General features: G+C 74.1%; 18 protein-coding genes and 1 pseudogene. 8 read left to right on the top strand and 11 right to left on the bottom strand.

Translation table 11 applies throughout. The features are described 5' to 3' along the window. Nucleotides 1–23 precede the first annotated feature (23 nt). Nucleotides 24–884 carry an NAD(P)H-binding protein gene (locus P3T27_RS24840; RefSeq protein WP_280682113.1) on the top strand — a complete coding sequence of 287 codons (861 nt, stop codon included), beginning with the start codon at nt 24–26 and terminating at the stop codon, nt 882–884. Between the two features lie 82 nt (nt 885–966). On the opposite strand, the gene P3T27_RS24835 is transcribed toward P3T27_RS24840, so the two are convergent. Beyond that, nucleotides 967–2151, bottom strand: coding sequence for an MFS transporter (locus P3T27_RS24835; protein ID WP_280682111.1), 1185 nt, complete (start codon nt 2149–2151; stop codon nt 967–969). Between the two features lie 318 nt (nt 2152–2469). Between P3T27_RS24835 and P3T27_RS24830 the strand changes: the two genes are divergently transcribed. Beyond that, the gene (locus P3T27_RS24830) at nt 2470–3225 is read left to right on the top strand and encodes a slipin family protein (RefSeq protein ID WP_280682151.1); all 756 of its coding nucleotides are present in this window, start codon (nt 2470–2472) and stop codon (nt 3223–3225) included. 19 nt (nt 3226–3244) lie between these two features. Here P3T27_RS24830 and P3T27_RS24825 read toward each other — a convergent pair whose 3' ends face one another. The 5 genes and pseudogenes from P3T27_RS24825 to P3T27_RS24805 form a co-directional block, all read right to left on the bottom strand. Beyond that, nucleotides 3245–3859, bottom strand: coding sequence for a TetR/AcrR family transcriptional regulator (locus P3T27_RS24825; RefSeq protein WP_280682110.1), 615 nt, complete (start codon nt 3857–3859; stop codon nt 3245–3247). A 185-nt stretch (nt 3860–4044) separates the two neighbouring features. Continuing rightward, nucleotides 4045–4233, bottom strand: a pseudogene (locus P3T27_RS24820) (amino acid permease); the annotation flags it as partial. A 4-nt stretch (nt 4234–4237) separates the two neighbouring features. Further along, nucleotides 4238–5224 (bottom strand): hypothetical protein, encoded by a 987-nt coding sequence (locus P3T27_RS24815; protein WP_280682109.1) that lies wholly within the window; start codon nt 5222–5224, stop codon nt 4238–4240. A 250-nt stretch (nt 5225–5474) separates the two neighbouring features. After that, nucleotides 5475–6035 carry a cysteine hydrolase gene (locus P3T27_RS24810; protein ID WP_280682107.1) on the bottom strand — a complete coding sequence of 187 codons (561 nt, stop codon included), beginning with the start codon at nt 6033–6035 and terminating at the stop codon, nt 5475–5477. 141 nt (nt 6036–6176) lie between these two features. Beyond that, entirely contained in the window at nt 6177–7220 is a 1044-nt protein-coding gene (locus P3T27_RS24805) for a hypothetical protein (RefSeq protein WP_280682105.1), read from the bottom strand. An 85-nt stretch (nt 7221–7305) separates the two neighbouring features. On the opposite strand from P3T27_RS24805, the gene P3T27_RS24800 reads away from it, so the two are divergent. The 3 genes from P3T27_RS24800 to uppS all read left to right on the top strand — a co-directional run bounded on the left by P3T27_RS24800 (nt 7306) and on the right by uppS (nt 9282). Further along, nucleotides 7306–7605, top strand: coding sequence for a helix-turn-helix transcriptional regulator (locus tag P3T27_RS24800; RefSeq protein ID WP_280682103.1), 300 nt, complete (start codon nt 7306–7308; stop codon nt 7603–7605). Then, nucleotides 7602–8399 carry a hypothetical protein gene (locus P3T27_RS24795; protein ID WP_280682101.1) on the top strand — a complete coding sequence of 266 codons (798 nt, stop codon included), beginning with the start codon at nt 7602–7604 and terminating at the stop codon, nt 8397–8399. The genes P3T27_RS24800 and P3T27_RS24795 overlap by 4 nt, the downstream gene beginning before the upstream one ends. Before the next feature lie 112 nt (nt 8400–8511). Continuing rightward, the gene (gene uppS, locus P3T27_RS24790) at nt 8512–9282 is read left to right on the top strand and encodes a polyprenyl diphosphate synthase (protein WP_280682100.1); all 771 of its coding nucleotides are present in this window, start codon (nt 8512–8514) and stop codon (nt 9280–9282) included. A 98-nt stretch (nt 9283–9380) separates the two neighbouring features. Here the strand turns inward: uppS and P3T27_RS24785 are convergent, their stop codons facing one another. Continuing rightward, complete coding sequence (locus P3T27_RS24785; RefSeq protein WP_280682097.1) at nt 9381–9674, bottom strand: helix-turn-helix domain-containing protein; 294 nt, start codon at nt 9672–9674, stop codon at nt 9381–9383. 392 nt (nt 9675–10066) lie between these two features. On the opposite strand from P3T27_RS24785, the gene P3T27_RS24780 reads away from it, so the two are divergent. Further along, entirely contained in the window at nt 10067–10291 is a 225-nt protein-coding gene (locus tag P3T27_RS24780; protein ID WP_280682096.1) for a hypothetical protein, read from the top strand. A 252-nt stretch (nt 10292–10543) separates the two neighbouring features. Here the strand turns inward: P3T27_RS24780 and P3T27_RS24775 are convergent, their stop codons facing one another. Then, nucleotides 10544–11035 carry an ATP-binding protein gene (locus P3T27_RS24775; RefSeq protein WP_280682094.1) on the bottom strand — a complete coding sequence of 164 codons (492 nt, stop codon included), beginning with the start codon at nt 11033–11035 and terminating at the stop codon, nt 10544–10546. Nucleotides 11036–11307: 272 nt separating this feature from the next. Between P3T27_RS24775 and P3T27_RS24770 the strand changes: the two genes are divergently transcribed. After that, on the top strand, nt 11308–11481 hold the full coding sequence (locus P3T27_RS24770) for a CsbD family protein (RefSeq protein ID WP_280682093.1): 174 nt from the start codon (nt 11308–11310) through the stop codon (nt 11479–11481). A gap of 121 nt (nt 11482–11602) precedes the next feature. After that, nucleotides 11603–12694, top strand: a complete 1092-nt coding sequence (locus P3T27_RS24765; RefSeq protein WP_280682092.1) for an AI-2E family transporter — start codon at nt 11603–11605, stop codon at nt 12692–12694. 162 nt (nt 12695–12856) lie between these two features. On the opposite strand, the gene P3T27_RS24760 is transcribed toward P3T27_RS24765, so the two are convergent. Genes P3T27_RS24760 through P3T27_RS24750 form a run of 3 tightly spaced genes read right to left on the bottom strand, consistent with a single transcriptional unit; the run spans nt 12857 to nt 15151 of the window. Continuing rightward, nucleotides 12857–13114: a hypothetical protein gene (locus P3T27_RS24760; RefSeq protein WP_280682090.1), complete on the bottom strand. Its 258-nt coding sequence runs from the start codon at nt 13112–13114 to the stop codon at nt 12857–12859. Nucleotides 13115–13139: 25 nt separating this feature from the next. Then, nucleotides 13140–14729: a glycosyltransferase gene (locus tag P3T27_RS24755; protein WP_280682088.1), complete on the bottom strand. Its 1590-nt coding sequence runs from the start codon at nt 14727–14729 to the stop codon at nt 13140–13142. Then, a complete protein-coding gene (locus P3T27_RS24750) occupies nt 14726–15151 on the bottom strand; it encodes a tail fiber domain-containing protein (protein WP_280682086.1) in 426 nt (141 codons plus the stop codon). The genes P3T27_RS24755 and P3T27_RS24750 overlap by 4 nt, the downstream gene beginning before the upstream one ends. Nucleotides 15152–15153: the final 2 nt, after the last annotated feature.

The following is a 15153-nucleotide window of genomic DNA, read 5'->3' as shown; positions in this document are numbered from 1 at the left end:
GCCAACGGGGAGGAGAGCCATCCGTGATCGTTGTGACGGGTGCCACCGGTACGGTCGGGTCGAAGGTCGTCGTGGGGCTGCGTGAGCGCGGCGAGGCGGTGCGGGCGCTGCTGCGGGCCGGTTCGTCGGGCCCCGCGGAGTGGGACGACGCGGTCGAGCGGGTGGCCGCCGACTTCTCGGACCCGGACTCGCTCGACGCCGCCCTGGCCGGGGCCGACGTCGTCTACCTGCTGGTCGCCGTCCACCCTCAGATGGCCGCCCACGAGCGGAACGTGATCGACGCGGCCGTCCGCACCGGCCGGCGGCCGCGGATCGTGCTGCACGCGGCGGCGGGCGTCGAGCACCGGCCGGAGGGCGTCCGGTTCGTCGGCGCGCACGTCAGCGGCCTGGACCACCTGCGGGACTCCGGGCTGCCGTGGACGGTGGTCGCGCCGAACGGCTTCTACCAGAACTTCCTGGGCGCGGCCGAGAGCGTCAGGACCGGCACCCTCGCGGTGCCCGGCGGCGAGGGCGCGGTGTCCTACGTGGACGCCCGGGACGTGGCGGCGGCGGCCGTCGAGGTGCTGGCCACCGAGGGCCACGAGGGTGCGGTCTACACCCTGACCGGCCCGGCGGCGCTGCCGCTCGACGCGGTCGCCGAGCAGTTCGCCGCCGTCGCGGGCCGCCCGGTGGCGTACACCGCGATCGCGCCCGCGACGGCCCTGGCCGGGATGCTCGACGCGGGCTGGGACCGGTGGCGGGCCGAGGGCATGATCGAGCTGTACGGGCTGTACGCGGCCGGGCACGCCGCCGAGGTCAGCTCGGACGTGGAGAAGCTCACCGGCCGCCCGGCGCGCTCCTTCACCGAGTTCGCCGCCGAGCACGCGGCCGTCTTCGGCGGCTGAGCACGGTCTGACGCCCGTGGTGCGCCGCCCCGGCCCCGGCAGGCGCACCACGAGCGCACCACGGGCAGGCGCGCCACCGGCGTCAGGCGTCCGCCGACGCCGTGCCGCGGTCCCGCCAGGCCGGGACGAGCGCGACCAGCGTCACGGCCGCGGTGAGGACGAAGGCCCACGGGTAGCCCGCTCCGCCGGCGACCGCGCCGAAGGCGACGGCACCGACGCCCATCGCACCGTCATAGGCGACGTTCCACAGCGCGGTGACGGTGTCGAACCCGGCCGCGGGCACCCGCGCGTACATCAGCATCAGGGTGGCGTTCTGGGCGGCGCCGAAGCCGAGGCCGAACAGCGCCGCCCCGGCGACGACGGCGACCGGGTCGGCGGTGCGGGCGAGCAGCAGCACCCCGGCCGCCGAGGCCAGTACGGCCGGCAGCACGAGCCCGGCGGAGCCGCGCCGGTCCCCGTGGCGCCCCGCCAGCCAGCGGGCCACGGTGGACGCGCCGGGCTGCACCAGCAGCGCCACCGCGACCACGCCCGGCGACGGGACGGCGAGCGGCAGGAAGGTGACGATGATCCCGGCGGCCAGCGCCGTGGAGGCGAACACGACGGCGGGCCGCAGCAGGCCGCCGCTGCGCAGGCCCTGCCGGATGCCGACCGACGGTCCACCGGCCCGCGCCCCGTTCGGCAGTGCGGGCACGGAGGCGACCGCGGCCAGCGGCGCCACCGCGCCGATCGTCAACACCAGGCCATAGCCGACGTGTTGGGCCAGCCAGACGCCGAACGGCAGGCCGATCAGGGACGGCAGGCCGGACACCACGCCGACCAGCGCGAGCCCCTCGCCGCGCCGCTCGGGCGGGATCAGCGTGGCCGTCAGCGCCCCGCCCGCGACGATGGTGATCGCGAACCCGAGCCCGCGCAGCAGGCAGACCGCCACCACCGCCGCCATGCTCCCGGTGGCCGTCAGCACCAGCGCGGGGGCGCCGAGCAGCACCAACCCGGCGGCCAGCACCGGGCGGTAGCCGAGGCGGGCGGCGAGGGCGGGGGTGGCGAGCTCGCCGATCACGGTGGCCAGCATCAGCGCGCCGGTGGCGAGGCCCGCGGCGTGCTCGCCCCCGCCCGACTCCTGGGCGTACAGCGGGACGACGGACAGCAGCAGGTTGAAGCCGATCGAGGCGCCGACGATGGAGACGAAGCGCAGCAGCAGGGCGCGCGTCACCAGCGGCGGCCGAGCCGGGTCGGCTTGCCGGGCGGAGGAGTCGAGCGACGTGGTCACGCGATGACGGTATCGGCCCGGGTGGATCACCGGTAAGGCCCCGCTCCACGCCGCCGCCCGCCCGCCGCCCGCCACCCGGCCACCACCCGCCACCCGCCGTCCACCGTCCGCCACCCGGCCGGTCGACCTGCGCCGACGGTCCGTCAGGATCCCGGCGCACGCGGCTGTCGATCGTCGCGGCCAGGGCGCATACTGTCCTGCGCGGCTCGCACCCGAGCGACGGGGCCCACTCCGGACCCGGCCCGGCTGCGCCGCAACGGGGAAGGTCGGTCGAACGTGGCCATAGTCGTCATTCTCGTCGCGCTGGCGCTGTTCTGGATGGTCACCGGCGTGCGGGTGGTGCAGCAGTACGAGCGCGGCGTGGTGTTCCGGCTCGGCCGGGTGCGCGGGCAGGTCCGTCAGCCGGGGATCACCCTGCTGGTGCCGGTGGTCGACCGGATGCGCAAGGTCAACGTCCAGGTCATCACCATGCCGGTGCCCGCCCAGGAGGGCATCACCAAGGACAACGTCTCCGTCAGCGTCGACGCGGTGCTGTACTTCCGCGTCGTCGAGCCGATCAAGGCCACGGTGGACGTCCAGAACTACTCCTTCGCCATGCTGCAGGTCGCCCAGACCTCCCTGCGCTCGGTCATCGGCAAGAGCGAGCTGGACGACCTGCTCTCCGGCCGGGAGAACCTGCACCAGGGGCTGGAGCTGATGCTGGAGAGCCCGGCCGCCGGGTGGGGCGTGCACATCGACCGGGTGGAGATCAAGGACGTCAGCCTGCCCGACTCGATGAAGCGCTCGATGGCCCGCCAGGCCGAGGCCGACCGCGAGCGCCGGGCCCGGATCATCACCGCGGACGGCGAGTTCCAGGCCGCCGCCAAGCTCGCCGAGGCCGCCGTCAAGATGTCCGAGACCCCGGCGGCGATGCAGCTGCGGCTGCTGCAGACCGTGGTCGAGGTCGCGGCGGAGCGGAACTCGACGCTGGTGCTGCCGTTCCCGGTGGAGCTGCTGCGCTTCTTCGAGGCCTCCGCCGCCCGGGCCGCCGAGGCCGGCGCCCCGCCGGCACCTACGCCGCCGACGCCCTGCTGAAGTCCCGCGAGGTGCACGTCTAACGCACGATCGGCAGCAGCACCTCGTCGACGATGTCCGCCGGGTGAAGCTGCACCGGGGCGCCGCCGCACGTCTTGATCCGGTACAGCATCAGCGCCGGGACGACGTCGGTGACCAGCGGGGTGACGGAGCCGGGGCGGACCTCGCCCCGGGCGGCACCGCGGGCGAGGACCTCGGCGATCAGCGCGGTGGTGGGCTCCACCACCCGCTCCAGCACGATCGCCAGGAAGGCGTGGGCCTGCCGCTGGTCCAGCTCGCCCATGATCGACCGGACGGCGGCGCCGGGCTCGCTCAGCATCGCCGCACGCAGCCTGGCCACCACCTCCAGCAGGTCCCCGCGCAGGCCGCCGGTGTCGGGGGCCGGGCCGACCGGCGGCAGGCACGCGCGCAGCGCGTCCTTCACCAGTTCCTCCTTGGAGGACCAGCGGCGGTACAGCGCGGCCTTGCCGGTCTGTGCGGCGGCGGCGACGCCTTCCATGGTGAGCCGGGCGTAGCCGTCGACGGTGAGCTGCTGGAGGGCGGCCTCGAAGATCGCACTCTCCAGCGCCTCGCCGCGCCGCCGGAGCGGGGCGGCCGCCGCCGGGCCGCACGCGGCTGCGGTTTCAGCGGGCATGGCTGCGCACCTTCCTGGGTTCCGCTCTCGGCGGTTCGCGCCCGTTCATCGGCTGTCCGCGATGAACGACCGTGTTCCCTGTGTCCCGGGCCCGCTGTCGATGTTAGTGAACGAACCCGTCCGCTCCCAATCGCTCGCCCCTCCTCGGGTTCGCCATGACTCGGCCCGACCTGAGCCGGTCGCCGCTACGAGGCGGCGGCCCGACGCGCCGCGTGGGCGACGGCGCCGGCCGCCAGGACGGCGGCGCCGGAGACCACCGAGGACAGCGGCAGGGCGAACGCCAGCACCAGGCAGCCGGCCAGGCCGACCACGGGGACCACCCGGGGCGGGCGGCCCTCCGCCCTCGTCAGCGTCCAGGCCGAGGCGTTGGCGATCGGCCTACCCCGCCGACGGGTCGAGGACGTCCTCGACCGGGCGGCGCGGGCTGGCCGTACCGGGCGGGCCGTAGCCCACGCGCAGGACCAGCTGGACGTGGGCCGGGCCGTCGGCGGGGTCGCGCAGGCGCCAGCGGATGTCGGGGATCTCCACGGCCTGGTGCAGGACGCAGGCCTGCAGGCCGTGGACGGTGGCGAGCAGCCACACCCGTTCCAGCGCCTGTCCGGTGCGCAGCCAGTCCGCCTGACCGTCGAGGTGGGTGGTGAGGGTGGCGAGCTGGGGCAGCGCCTCGAAGCGCTCGGCCGGGGTGGCGTACCGGGGCGGGTGTCCGGCGAAGCCCCGCATCGGGATGCGGGCGTCCCGGTCGTGCGAGCCCAGGGCGGCGAGCGGGATGCCGTCGTAGGACGGTTCCAGGCGCAGCCAGCGGCGGGTCTCGGCCTCGCGGGTGACGTCGGCGGCGATCCGGGCCTCGGCCTCGGAGGTGAGGTCGAGGACGCGGCGTACGCCGTGCTCCTCCAGCAGGGTCAGCGTGACGTCTTCGTCTCGGGCCGCCAGCATGAGGTCGGCGACGAGCCGCTCGGGGACGTCCCGGTTGGTGAACGGCTGCCGACTGGAGTGGCGGCGGGCGATGGCCGGGTAGAGGTCCGCTCCGAAGGGCCGCGGTGTGCGGGCCGGTGCGGAGAGGTCGAGCACGGCGCACGGCTGCGCGCCGGCACCGGCCGGAAGCAGTCGGACGGTGGTGTCACGGCCGAGCCGGTCGGCGGCCACCCGCAGGTTGAACAGGGCGGCGCCGATCGAGACGTACAGCGCCCTCCCCTCCGGGTCGGCGGCCGGCACGGCCCGGCTCCGGTCCGCGTGGACCTCCAGTCCGAGCCGGTCCGCCGTCGGGCGGAAACGCCAGGGTTGGCTGTTGTGCAGCGAGGGCGCCGCCCCGCCGGCCTCGGCCAGCAGGCGCAGGTCGGCGGTGGTGAGGGCCGCTTCGGTGGTCATGATCGTTCACTCCCTGCCCGCGTGGAGCGCTGATGATTCGAGCATCAGCCCGGACCCCGGCTCCGAACCAGGGCCGAACGACCCTGCACCGCGCGGCGGTGTTCGCCGGGCGGGACGCCGTAGGCCGCGCGGAACGAGCGACTGCACCGGTCCGGGCCGCTCGGACCCCGGCGCGCGCCGCTGGCGTGCACGGGCAAGGTCACGCACCGGAGCGCCGGTTGACCGGGCAGGGCGTCGGCCGGCCCGCCGGCTACGGTGCGACGGCGTCGCACCAGTCGTCGACGGTGAGGACGTCGGCCCACAGCGGGAACAGCCGCTCGGTGAGGGTCCGGTGCAGCTCGGAGTCGGTGTCGTGGCAGGCGTCCGCGAGGACGGTGAGCCTGAGGTCCAGGTCGTTGGCCTGGCACACGGTGGACAGCACGACGGCGCTCGTCGCGATGCCGGTGAGGATCAGGCTGTCGATGCCCCGAGCCCTGAGCACCAGGTCGAGGTCGCTGCCGGAGAACGCGCTCGCCCGTCGCTTGGTGACCACGACGTCCTCCTGCCGGGGCGCGACGTCGGGATGGATCCCGGTGCCGGGATCGCCCTCCGTGAACAGCCCTGCCTGCACGATGGTGTTGAGCGCCCTGTGGTGCGGGCTGACGTCCGGGTGGCCGGGACGGAAACCGATGACCACGTAGATCACGGGGATGCCCGCCGCCCGGGCACCGTCGATCGCCTTGCGCACGCGTCGCAGGTATCCGGAGCCGGCGTCGGTGATCTCCACGATGCTCCGTTGCACGTCCATCACGAGGAGCGCACTGTTCGTCATGCTTGCCGTCCCTTCTTCACCACGGAAAGACCTACCGGCTCACCCTATGCATGAACTGTTCACCAGACACGAACAGTTGATCATTCGACAGGAACCGCGGCCGCAACTGCGACCGAGGTCCGGCGAAGGAGTCCGGCGCCGTCACTCCCGAATTCCGATCATCGCGACGGCGAAGGCGATCGCGCCGATCAGCAGGGCGCCCGCAAGGGTGACGGCCGCCCATTGGCCGAGGGAGTGGACCTGGCCGCCGAACCCCAGGGCGCGCCACAGGGCGTCGCGCAGTGCCAGTGAGACGGGCGCGACCGCCGCCGTGGCGGTGGCGGCGGTCCGGGCCGCTCGTCGCGGTGCGGACACCGTGGTGGGCATGGCGAGCCGCAGCACGCCGTTGCAGATCATGAGGAACGCGAAGGTGCCGCCCGCGAACACGGCGGTCTCGATGGCGAAGAGCGGCGCTCCGGGCCAGTCCTCGCCGGACGCCAGCCCGGTCGCGACCAGGAGGCCCGCGGCGAGGCCGACCGCCGCGGCGAGAGCGGTGAAGTGGCGGCGGACGAAGCCGATCGTGCTGCTGTGGCGGATCCGGGCGGCGAGGGTGCGCACCGCACGGGGGTGGCGTGCGGTGAGCGCGTCGACCAGGGGGGCGAGGTCGTCGAGCCAGTCCCCGTCCGCCCGGCGGCGGCCTTCGCCCGGTGTCCTCGGCAGTAGCCGTACCGCCCGCCGGTGCAGCAGCAGGACGGCGGCGACCACCCCGGTGAGCGGCAGCAGGGAGGCGATCAGCCAGGGCGTGCCGTGGTTCCAGAGCTCGCGGTCCGCGTGTGCGGCCACGGCCGCCCAGTCGGCGGCGACGGTGGCCGCGACGAGCAGGGTGCAGACCAACGAGACCCTCAGGAGCTGCTCGATCCGGTACAGCGGCAACGGTTCGTCGCGCCGGCACAGCAGGGTCCGCACCGAACCGAGCGCGCCGAGCAGCGGCGCGAAGAACATCGTGAAGGTCACGACCACGTCGTACGGGTCGCTCTGCCAGGGGCTGCCCGCCCGTACGGCGTGCACCTGGGTGGTGACGTAGGCGAACGCCGTGAAGACACCGGCGCCCGCGACGGAGGCCCACAGTGCTGCGGCCGCGACCGGTCGCGCACGGTTCCCGACGGGCAGGACGGCGATGTGATGATGTGTCAGTTTCTTACACATGGCGGCGATAGTACATGCCGCGTACTACGTGGCACGTACTTCACGGCGCGTAGTATGGTGCTGCGTCAGAAACAGGAGGGACGGCATGCAAGCCAACGATGCCCAGACGCTGGTGCTCTGTGCACTGGCCGACGGGCCACTGCACGGATACGCGATCAACACCGCGATCGAGGAACTGACCGGTGAGCGCCTGGGGCCCGGCAGCCTGTACGGGGCGCTGGCCAGGCTGGAGTCCAAGCGGCTGATCGAGCCGCTCGACGGGCAGGGTCGCCAGCGCCCGGTACGGCTGACGCCCCTGGGCCGCGAGGTGCTGGAACGCGAGCTCCGGGCGATGGCCCGGGTGGCCGACGCCGGGCTGCGCAGCCTGGGGGTGAACCCCGCGTGAGCGTCGTCGCCAGGAGCCTGGTCAGGCTCTACCCGGACGCCTTCCGGGAGCGCTGGGGCGCCCTGGTGGAGGAGGAGGCCCACGGCGCGGGCTGGAAGTCGTGGCCCGACCTGATCGCGGGCATCGCCCACATGTGGCTGCACCCGGCGGTCTGGCCCGCCGACTCGCCGGCCCAGCGGCAGCGCCGGGTCGCGACCATGGGCATCACGGTCGCGCTCGCCGCCTGCTTCCTCAGCCACCTGGTGGCCGAGCAGGGCGGCCCGCTTCCCGCCGACGGCGTCCGCAAGGGGATCATGCACGGCTGCACCACGCTGCTGCTGCTCGGCATCGCCCTGGTCGCCCCCAGGCCACGGCCGACCCTGGGGGCCGCAACCACCCTGCTGCGCTGGGCGGTTCGGCGCCTCGCGGTGCCGACGGCGCTCGGCGCGACCGTCGTCGCCCTGGTGCACGGTGGCGTCGATGCGACGGCCTCGCCACCGACCCTGCGCACCGCCGTGCTCGCCGGCTGGTGGATCGCCCTGGGACTGGGCGCGATCCAGATCCCCCGGATCTTCACCGGCGTCGGCGCGGACGCGGTCGTGCCGCCGCACCCCGGCAGGCTCCGCCTCGGGGTCTGGACGCTCGCCGCCGCCAGCGCGACCGGCGGCGCGACCATCCTCGGCGCCTCCCTGGCCGCCGACGGCCTCCACCTGCTCGGCGCCGCCGTCGGGGTCGGCCTCCTGCTCCTCACGGCGGTGTGCGCGGGCACCCTGCGCGACCTGCGCGATCTGCTCGACCTGGCGTCGACCGACTGAGCACGCACAGCCGCCGCCACCGCCGAAAGGCCGTGAACCCCTTCCTGTCCGGAGACCGCGACCTCGGACCCGCCCCAACCGGCGGGCGCCCCCGACCACTTGGACGGTGCTCATGCCCGACCTGTTCCGCGCCCTCTACACCCGCCGCCTGCGCCGCCAGGTCTCGGCGGGCCCGCTGCCCAGGCACGTCGGACTGATCATGGACGGCAACCGCCGCTGGGCCCGCCAGATGGGCCTGTCCAGCCCCAGCCTCGGCCACCAGGTGGGCGCCGAGCACGTCGAGGAGGTGTTGTCCTGGTGCGAGGCGCTGGGCATCAAGCACATCACCGTCTTCGTCTGCTCGACCGAGAACCTGCAGCACCGCGGCGACGCCGAGGTCGCCTTCCTGATGCAGCTGATCGAGCAGGTGGTGGCCGAACGGCTCACCAGGCCGGACGCCCGCTGGCAGGTCCATCTGGCGGGAATGGTCGACGCGCTGCCCGACAGCACGGCTCTCGCGCTCAAGGAGGCGGTCGAGACCACCCGCACCTGCCGCACCGGCGCCCACGTCACCCTGGCGGTCGGCTACGGCGGTCGCCAGGAGGTGATCGACGCCCTGCGCGAGCTGATGTACGCGCGGGCCGAAGCCGGCGAGTCGCTGACCGGGCTGGCCGACGCCCTGACCGTCGACGACATCGCACCGCACCTGTACACCGCCGGCCAGCCCGACCCCGACCTGGTGATCCGCACCAGCGGCGAACAGCGGCTGTCGAACTTCCTGCTCTGGCAGAGCGCCTACTCCGAGCTGTACTTCTGCGAGGCCTACTGGCCCGCGTTCCGCGAGATCGACTTCCTGCGCGCGGTCCGCAGCTTCGCCGCCCGCCGGCGGCGCTACGGCAGCTGAGCCGCCGGCCGTCCGCTCGCCGCGGGCGGGCGGGCGGCGGGCGGGCGGGCGGACGGGCGGACGGGCGGGCGGGCGGGCGGGCGGGCGGGCGGGCGGGGTCAGCGCAGCAGGACGGCGAGCAGTTCGGCAAGGGTGGGGCCGCTGTCGGCCGGATGGCGTAGCTGCTTGCCGTCGATCACGTGGTAGTGGTTGGCGCGGCCCTGGCGCTCGTGGGTGAGGTACCCCGCCTCCTCCAGGTCCACGATGATCCGCTGGACGGCGCGCTCGGTCAGCAGGCAGCTGGCCGCTATGTCGCGGACCCGGATGCCTGGGTCCCGAGCGATCTGTACGAGGACACGGGCGTGGTTGGTCAAGAAGGTCCACTGCCGTGCCGTCGCCGCCACATCGTCCATCCAGCCAGGATACGACCGTCGATTCACGATGAAGAAAACATGACAAATCATTCGCGTCATGCCTGACAGGTCACGCCCGGGCGGCCGACCCCGGATGCGACGGCGCCCCGCACCCTGGCGTCCGATCTCCACCAGGACACGCGAATGGGTGTACTGGTCCCCGCCTCCGTGAACGAGCCGGCCCGTTGCGGGCGAACGCGGCGCTCGAACGTTCCGCTCCCGAACGGGGTGAAGCGGCCCAGGAGCGGTCTTCAAACCCCCGTCCTCCGAGCGGGCGACAGGGGTTTGAAGACCGGCCCGAGGGCATCCCACCGGGTCCGGTCCGGTGGCCGATCGGAATGCGCCGGGTTTGCATGGAGAGACCGAGCTCCGACCATCCGGGAGGCTGTGCCGTGTACGAGATGTGGGCTGAGCACGACCCGGCGGTTTCTCCGCCCGCCGTGGTGTGGCACGTGGTGGCGAAGGACGACGCGACGGCGTCCCTGTGCGGGCGGTTCCTCGAACCGTCCCAACGCGTGGTGGTGGCACCGGAGGGCGCCGGTCCGGCGTTCCCGGACCGCTACTGCGACCCCTGCCTCGTCACCGTCCGCGAGGCCATGTGCGAAGCGGGCCGGTGACCGTAGACCACCGACCGGCAACACGACTCCGGTGACAGCCAGTTGGCGGTGACGACCGGCTGATGCACCCTGACCGGCGGCGCCCGGGCCGAAGACGTCCTGGGCGCCGCCTTACTGCGCCCGCCGCGTGCGCCACCCCTGCCCCCCGCTCCTCCAGCGGCCCGAACGCCGCCGCCATGACCGCCCGCCGCCATCCGGCCGGGGAAGACCACAACCCGGTCCTGCTTGCCGAATTGACGACCAGTCAGGTCTTCACGTGGCCACTGACGGGTCGGACGCCTGGTGATCCCGACCCCTCGGCTGCGTCAACGGGGACGGCACCTCCAGCCAGACGAGCTTGCCGCCGTTCTGCGGCACCGATCCCCAGGCCCGGGCGAGCCGGTCCACGATCCGCAGACCGTGCCCGCCCGGCCGCCCCGGATCGGCGTGCGGGTGCAGCCGCGGTGGCACCGGGCTCGTGTCCGCCACCTCCACCAGCAAGCGGACTCCGTTCCAGTACAGCCGCAGCTCGCGCGGGCCCCCCGGGGCGTGCAGGCAGGCGTTGGTGACCAGTTCCGAGACCATCAGCAGGACGTCCTCCGCGACGGCCTGCTGTTCGGCCCCGGCGGCGGGCAGCCACTGCCAGTCGAGCAGGGCCCGCCGACTGAAGTCGCGGGCCCGCTGGACGGTGCCCTCGCTGCCGTCCAGGACGAGGCGCCTCGTCTGCTCCGGGTCGGGTGGGCCGTCGGCGGTCGTGCTGCTCATCGCGCGCCCCTCACACCGCGCCCTCCGGCCGGCCGTTCGTCGTCCATGCCCGGCGCTTGCCCAGGTGCGGCGCGGCTACACGCCGGACACGGCAGCGACGGTGGCGGGCGCGCCGACGACGCCGGACGGCAGTCGGGCCATCGGCGCCACGGGCAGCGGGCCGGCGTCGGCCGGTCCGGAAGGAAATCCTCTGGTTCGGGGCATGGGACCGCGCTTCCCGGGCAGACGCCGCGCGGGGCGACATCGCCCCGACGACGAGAGGAGTGCACACCATGGGTACCGAGGACAAGCTGCGCAACGCCGCCGAGAAGGCCCGCGGCAAGGTCAAGGAGGCCGTCGGGCGGGCCACGGGTGACCGCACCGTCGAGGCCAAGGGCCGGGGCACGCAGGTGAAGAGCGACCTGAAACAGGCCGCCGAGAAGATCAAGGACGCGGGGAAGCCCTGATCCGACGCCGGAGAGGCATCCCGTGCGCGTGAACCGCGTACCCCCAAGGCCCGGACCCGCCCGGCGGCCCCGGGGGGCCCGGCCACGGCCCCGGTGCCGCCCCGCCGCGTGCGCGGACCGGGTGCCGCCCGGACTCCGGACCGCCGCCGGGTACGCCTGGCGGCTGGTCCTGCTGGGCGTGGCCGCCTACCTGCTCGCCGGCGTCCTCACCCGGCTCGAACTGCCGGTCATCGCGGTGTTCCTGGCGCTGGTCATCACCTCCGTCCTGCGGCCGCTGGTCGACCTGCTGGCGCGGGTGCTGCCCCGCCCGGTCGCCGTCCTGCTCGCCTTCGTCTGCGGCATCGCGGTCGTCGCCGGGGTCCTCACGCTGGTCGGCACGACCGTCGCCGACGAGTGGAGCAGCCTGGGCGCCGAGACGCGCGGCGGACTCGGGCGCATCGACCACTGGCTGTCCGGCGCCCCGTTCCACCTGCGGCCCGGCACCGTCACCGACCTGCGGGCCAAGATCGGCGAATTCGTCACCGCCCACCGCTCGGCGCTCCTCAGCACCGCGCTCAGCGGTGCGAGCCGGGTCATCGAGCTGCTGACCGGACTGGCGCTCGCGGTGTTCTGCTCGGTGTTCTTCCTGCACTCCGGCGACCGGATGTGGTGCTGGGCCGAACACCGGCTCCCGGCCGGCGCACGGCCGACCTGGGACCGGGCCGGGCGTGCCGCCTGGCGCACCTTCGCCGGCTACACCCGCGGCGTGCTGATCGTGGCGTCGACCAACGCCGTGCTGGTCGGCATCGCACTCGCCGTGCTGCGGGTGCCGCTGGTCCTGCCGCTGGTGGTGCTGGAGTTCTTCGCGTCGCTCGTCCCGCTGATCGGCTCCCCCATCGCCTTGGCCGTCGCCGCGCTGGTCGCCCTGGCCGCCCGTGGGCCGGTGGTCGCGCTGCTCGTCCTCGCTCTGATCGTGGTCATCGGCCAGATCGAGGGCCACCTGCTGCACCCGCTCGTGCTCAGCTGGTCGGTCCGGATCCACCCGGTCGCGGTCGCTCTGTCGGTGACCGGCGGCGCCGTCCTGGCCGGTGTCCTGGGCGCGGTGGTGGCCGTCCCGGTGGTGTCGGTGGCCTGGGCGGTGATCACCGAACTGCGGGACCACGGCCCGCCCGAGCGGCCGGGGCCGCAGTCGCGCGGGCGAGCGCGCAGCCGCCGTGACTCTGGACGGCCGTAGCCGGACCGGGTCCAGGAGGGGATCCGCGTCCGTGCGGGCCCGGCCAGTGCCGACGTGCGCGCCCGGTCAGTGCCAGTACCGGTGCGGACCCGGTCGGTGCCGACGTGCGCCCGGCCAGTGCCAGTACCGGTACGGGCCCGGCCAGTGCCGACGTGCGCCCGGTCAGATGCCGACCAGGCCGGCGGCGTCGAGTTCGGTGAGCGCGAGCCGGACGGTGGCGAGATCGGCGCCCGGGTGGGCGCGGGTGACGGCTGCGGCGAGGTCGGCGAGTGTCCGGGTGCCATCGGCGAGCCGGTAGACGGCGGCGCTGAGCGGGCCGAGGAGGTGGCCCTGTTCGGCGCGTTCGTCGTAGACGGCGAGGCGCCCGTCGGCGATCTCCTTGATGCGCAGCCCGTCACGAAGAGCCCGAGGGGCGTTCATCGCCCTCCTTCCGGCGCGAAGTGCTTCAGAGGGCGAACTGGTCACGCAAGTCCTCTGCCACCAGCGGAATCTGGTCGGTCTGGGCGGCGACCACGGGAACGGTGCGGTAGCAGTCGGGCCGGTCCCAGCGGCCGAGGTACTGGTCGAGGGCGGTGTGCTGCTGGATCCAGGCGGCCATGCCCTCGACGGTGTCGGGGAGTTCGTCGAGCAGCCGGGCGAACACGCTGCGGTGGTAGGCGATGGCGTGGGTGGTGGTGATGCCGGAGACGGGTTCGAGGTGGTGGCAGCCCTCGGCGCGGGGGAACGAGCGCCCCCAGTCGAAACCGCCGAGGTAGAGCAACGACCACGGCCGCGCGGCGAGTTCCGCCAGGGCGCGGCGCAGCACCCAGGTGGTGCCGAGGAGGAAGACGGCGTCGTCCTCCAGGACGAGCAGGGATTCGAGGCCGTCGCGGTGCGCCTGCTCGACGGCCCGGCGGTGGGAGAGCGCGCAGCCGACGTGGTGGTTGGCCGGGGTGGCGGTGGCGGCTTGGCGGTGGACCCGCTCGGCCGGGATGCCCAGGGCGCGGAGCCGCCGTGCCATCTCCTGCCAGCGGTCGGGGCGGTCGTCGAGGTTGAGGCAGGTGATGCCGTCGAAGGAGCTGAAGGGATTGCGCTTCTCGGTCTCGTAGCCGGCCAGCACCTCCTGGACGGTCTCCTCGCCCAGCAGGCCGGTGAAGTGGTCGAGGGCCTCGTCGGCGGGCAGGCCGAGTTCGTCGAAGCCGACGAGGTAGTTCCGGAGCCGCTGGGTCCAGGTGTGGTGGGGCCGGGTGGGCCTGGACACGTCGAAGCGGTGGGTCCAGCGCAGGGCGGGCAGGCACTGGACGGTGTGGCCGGCGCGGCGGAACTTCTCGTGCAGGTGGCCCTCCTCGCCGCCGTGGCCGGTGAAGGCGGGGCTCAGACCGGGCCACGCCTTCGTCCGGCAGGCGAACAGGCCCAAGCCCTGCAGGCCGATCTCGAACGGTGGCGCGGCCGGGTCGATCCCGCGCGGGTCGGTGCCCCAGACCCCGAACATGCAGCGTTCCCAGCGGGGTTCCCAGTGCGTGGAGACCGTGCGCCCGTCGGTGGACACCAGCGGCCCCTGGATCAGGTCGCCGCTGTCGGGGTGCTCGTCGATGTAGTCCAGGAGCGCCGCCAGGGCCCCGGCCGGCAGTTGGACGTGGGAGTCCACGCACAGCACCCAGTCCGAGACGGCCTCGCGGAAGACCCGGTCGCGGGCGGCGGTCCCCACCCGCCGGTCGTACGGGACGTACCGCAGCTGCGGGATCTCCTCCTCCAGCCGCTTCAGCGCCCAGGCGTGCGGGCCGGTCGGGTGGTTGTCGACCACCAGGAAGTCGACCCGGTCCATGACCTCGGGGTGGTAGAGCAGCAGGCTGCTCACGGTGAAGTACACGCCGTCGTAGTCGTCGTACGTCGACATGCCCACCGTGAGGGTGCGGGGCGCGGCGGCCGGTCCGGGCGCCGGGCGCTGCCGGAAGCGACCGGCGGGCGCGGCCACCAGCTCCCGCAGGGCCGACAGGCCCGCGTCATCGGCCTCGGCCGTTGTCTCGTCCCTCGCGGCGGGCAGCTCGGCCTTCACTCGCCACTCACCTGCTCCCGTGGCGTGTCGGAGAGTCCGCGCAGACGGTGGACCTCGGCGGTGAGTTCGTCGATGCGCCGGTTCAGGGCCTGGATGCAGACCAGGGCCACACCGTTGGCGTCGACGATCGGGATCACACCGGTGTTCGCGTGGTGGAAGTCGAAGGCGGCGTGCCAGTCCTGGGCCATCGGCCCGAGGTGGCGCACCTGCTCGGGCTCCCACAGGTAGCGCCAGGTGCTGATCGGCAGGGCCGTGACCGTCTCCAGGACCTGGTAGCCGTTGACGGCCCCGACCGGGGCGACCGCCTCCGTGTCCGCGGCGGCCCGGTCGGCCGGAACGGCCTGGTCGGCCTGGTCGGCCTGGTCTGCCGGGATGCCCCGGGCGGCGCGGCCGGCCGTGCCGGAGCGTCGGAAGAGTCGCACGG

Origin of the sequence: Kitasatospora sp. MAA19, from assembly GCF_029894125.1 — a bacterium.
Classification (GTDB): domain Bacteria; phylum Actinomycetota; class Actinomycetes; order Streptomycetales; family Streptomycetaceae; genus Kitasatospora.
This window is presented reverse-complemented; position numbering and strand designations above follow the sequence as displayed.

Excerpts from the sequence above, each read along its gene's own strand:
- P3T27_RS24830 (WP_280682151.1), top strand. The coding sequence starts at position 2,470 with ATGGTCACCGGCGTGCGGGTGGTGCAGCAGTACGAGCGCGGCGTGGTG.
- P3T27_RS24825 (WP_280682110.1), bottom strand. The coding sequence starts at position 3,859 with ATGCCCGCTGAAACCGCAGCCGCGTGCGGCCCGGCGGCGGCCGCCCCG.
- P3T27_RS24815 (WP_280682109.1), bottom strand. The coding sequence starts at position 5,224 with ATGACCACCGAAGCGGCCCTCACCACCGCCGACCTGCGCCTGCTGGCC.
- P3T27_RS24810 (WP_280682107.1), bottom strand. The coding sequence starts at position 6,035 with ATGACGAACAGTGCGCTCCTCGTGATGGACGTGCAACGGAGCATCGTG.
- P3T27_RS24805 (WP_280682105.1), bottom strand. The coding sequence starts at position 7,220 with ATGTGTAAGAAACTGACACATCATCACATCGCCGTCCTGCCCGTCGGG.
- P3T27_RS24800 (WP_280682103.1), top strand. The coding sequence starts at position 7,306 with ATGCAAGCCAACGATGCCCAGACGCTGGTGCTCTGTGCACTGGCCGAC.
- uppS (WP_280682100.1), top strand. The coding sequence starts at position 8,512 with ATGCCCGACCTGTTCCGCGCCCTCTACACCCGCCGCCTGCGCCGCCAG.
- P3T27_RS24785 (WP_280682097.1), bottom strand. The coding sequence starts at position 9,674 with ATGGACGATGTGGCGGCGACGGCACGGCAGTGGACCTTCTTGACCAAC.
- P3T27_RS24775 (WP_280682094.1), bottom strand. The coding sequence starts at position 11,035 with ATGAGCAGCACGACCGCCGACGGCCCACCCGACCCGGAGCAGACGAGG.
- P3T27_RS24770 (WP_280682093.1), top strand. The coding sequence starts at position 11,308 with ATGGGTACCGAGGACAAGCTGCGCAACGCCGCCGAGAAGGCCCGCGGC.
- P3T27_RS24760 (WP_280682090.1), bottom strand. The coding sequence starts at position 13,114 with ATGAACGCCCCTCGGGCTCTTCGTGACGGGCTGCGCATCAAGGAGATC.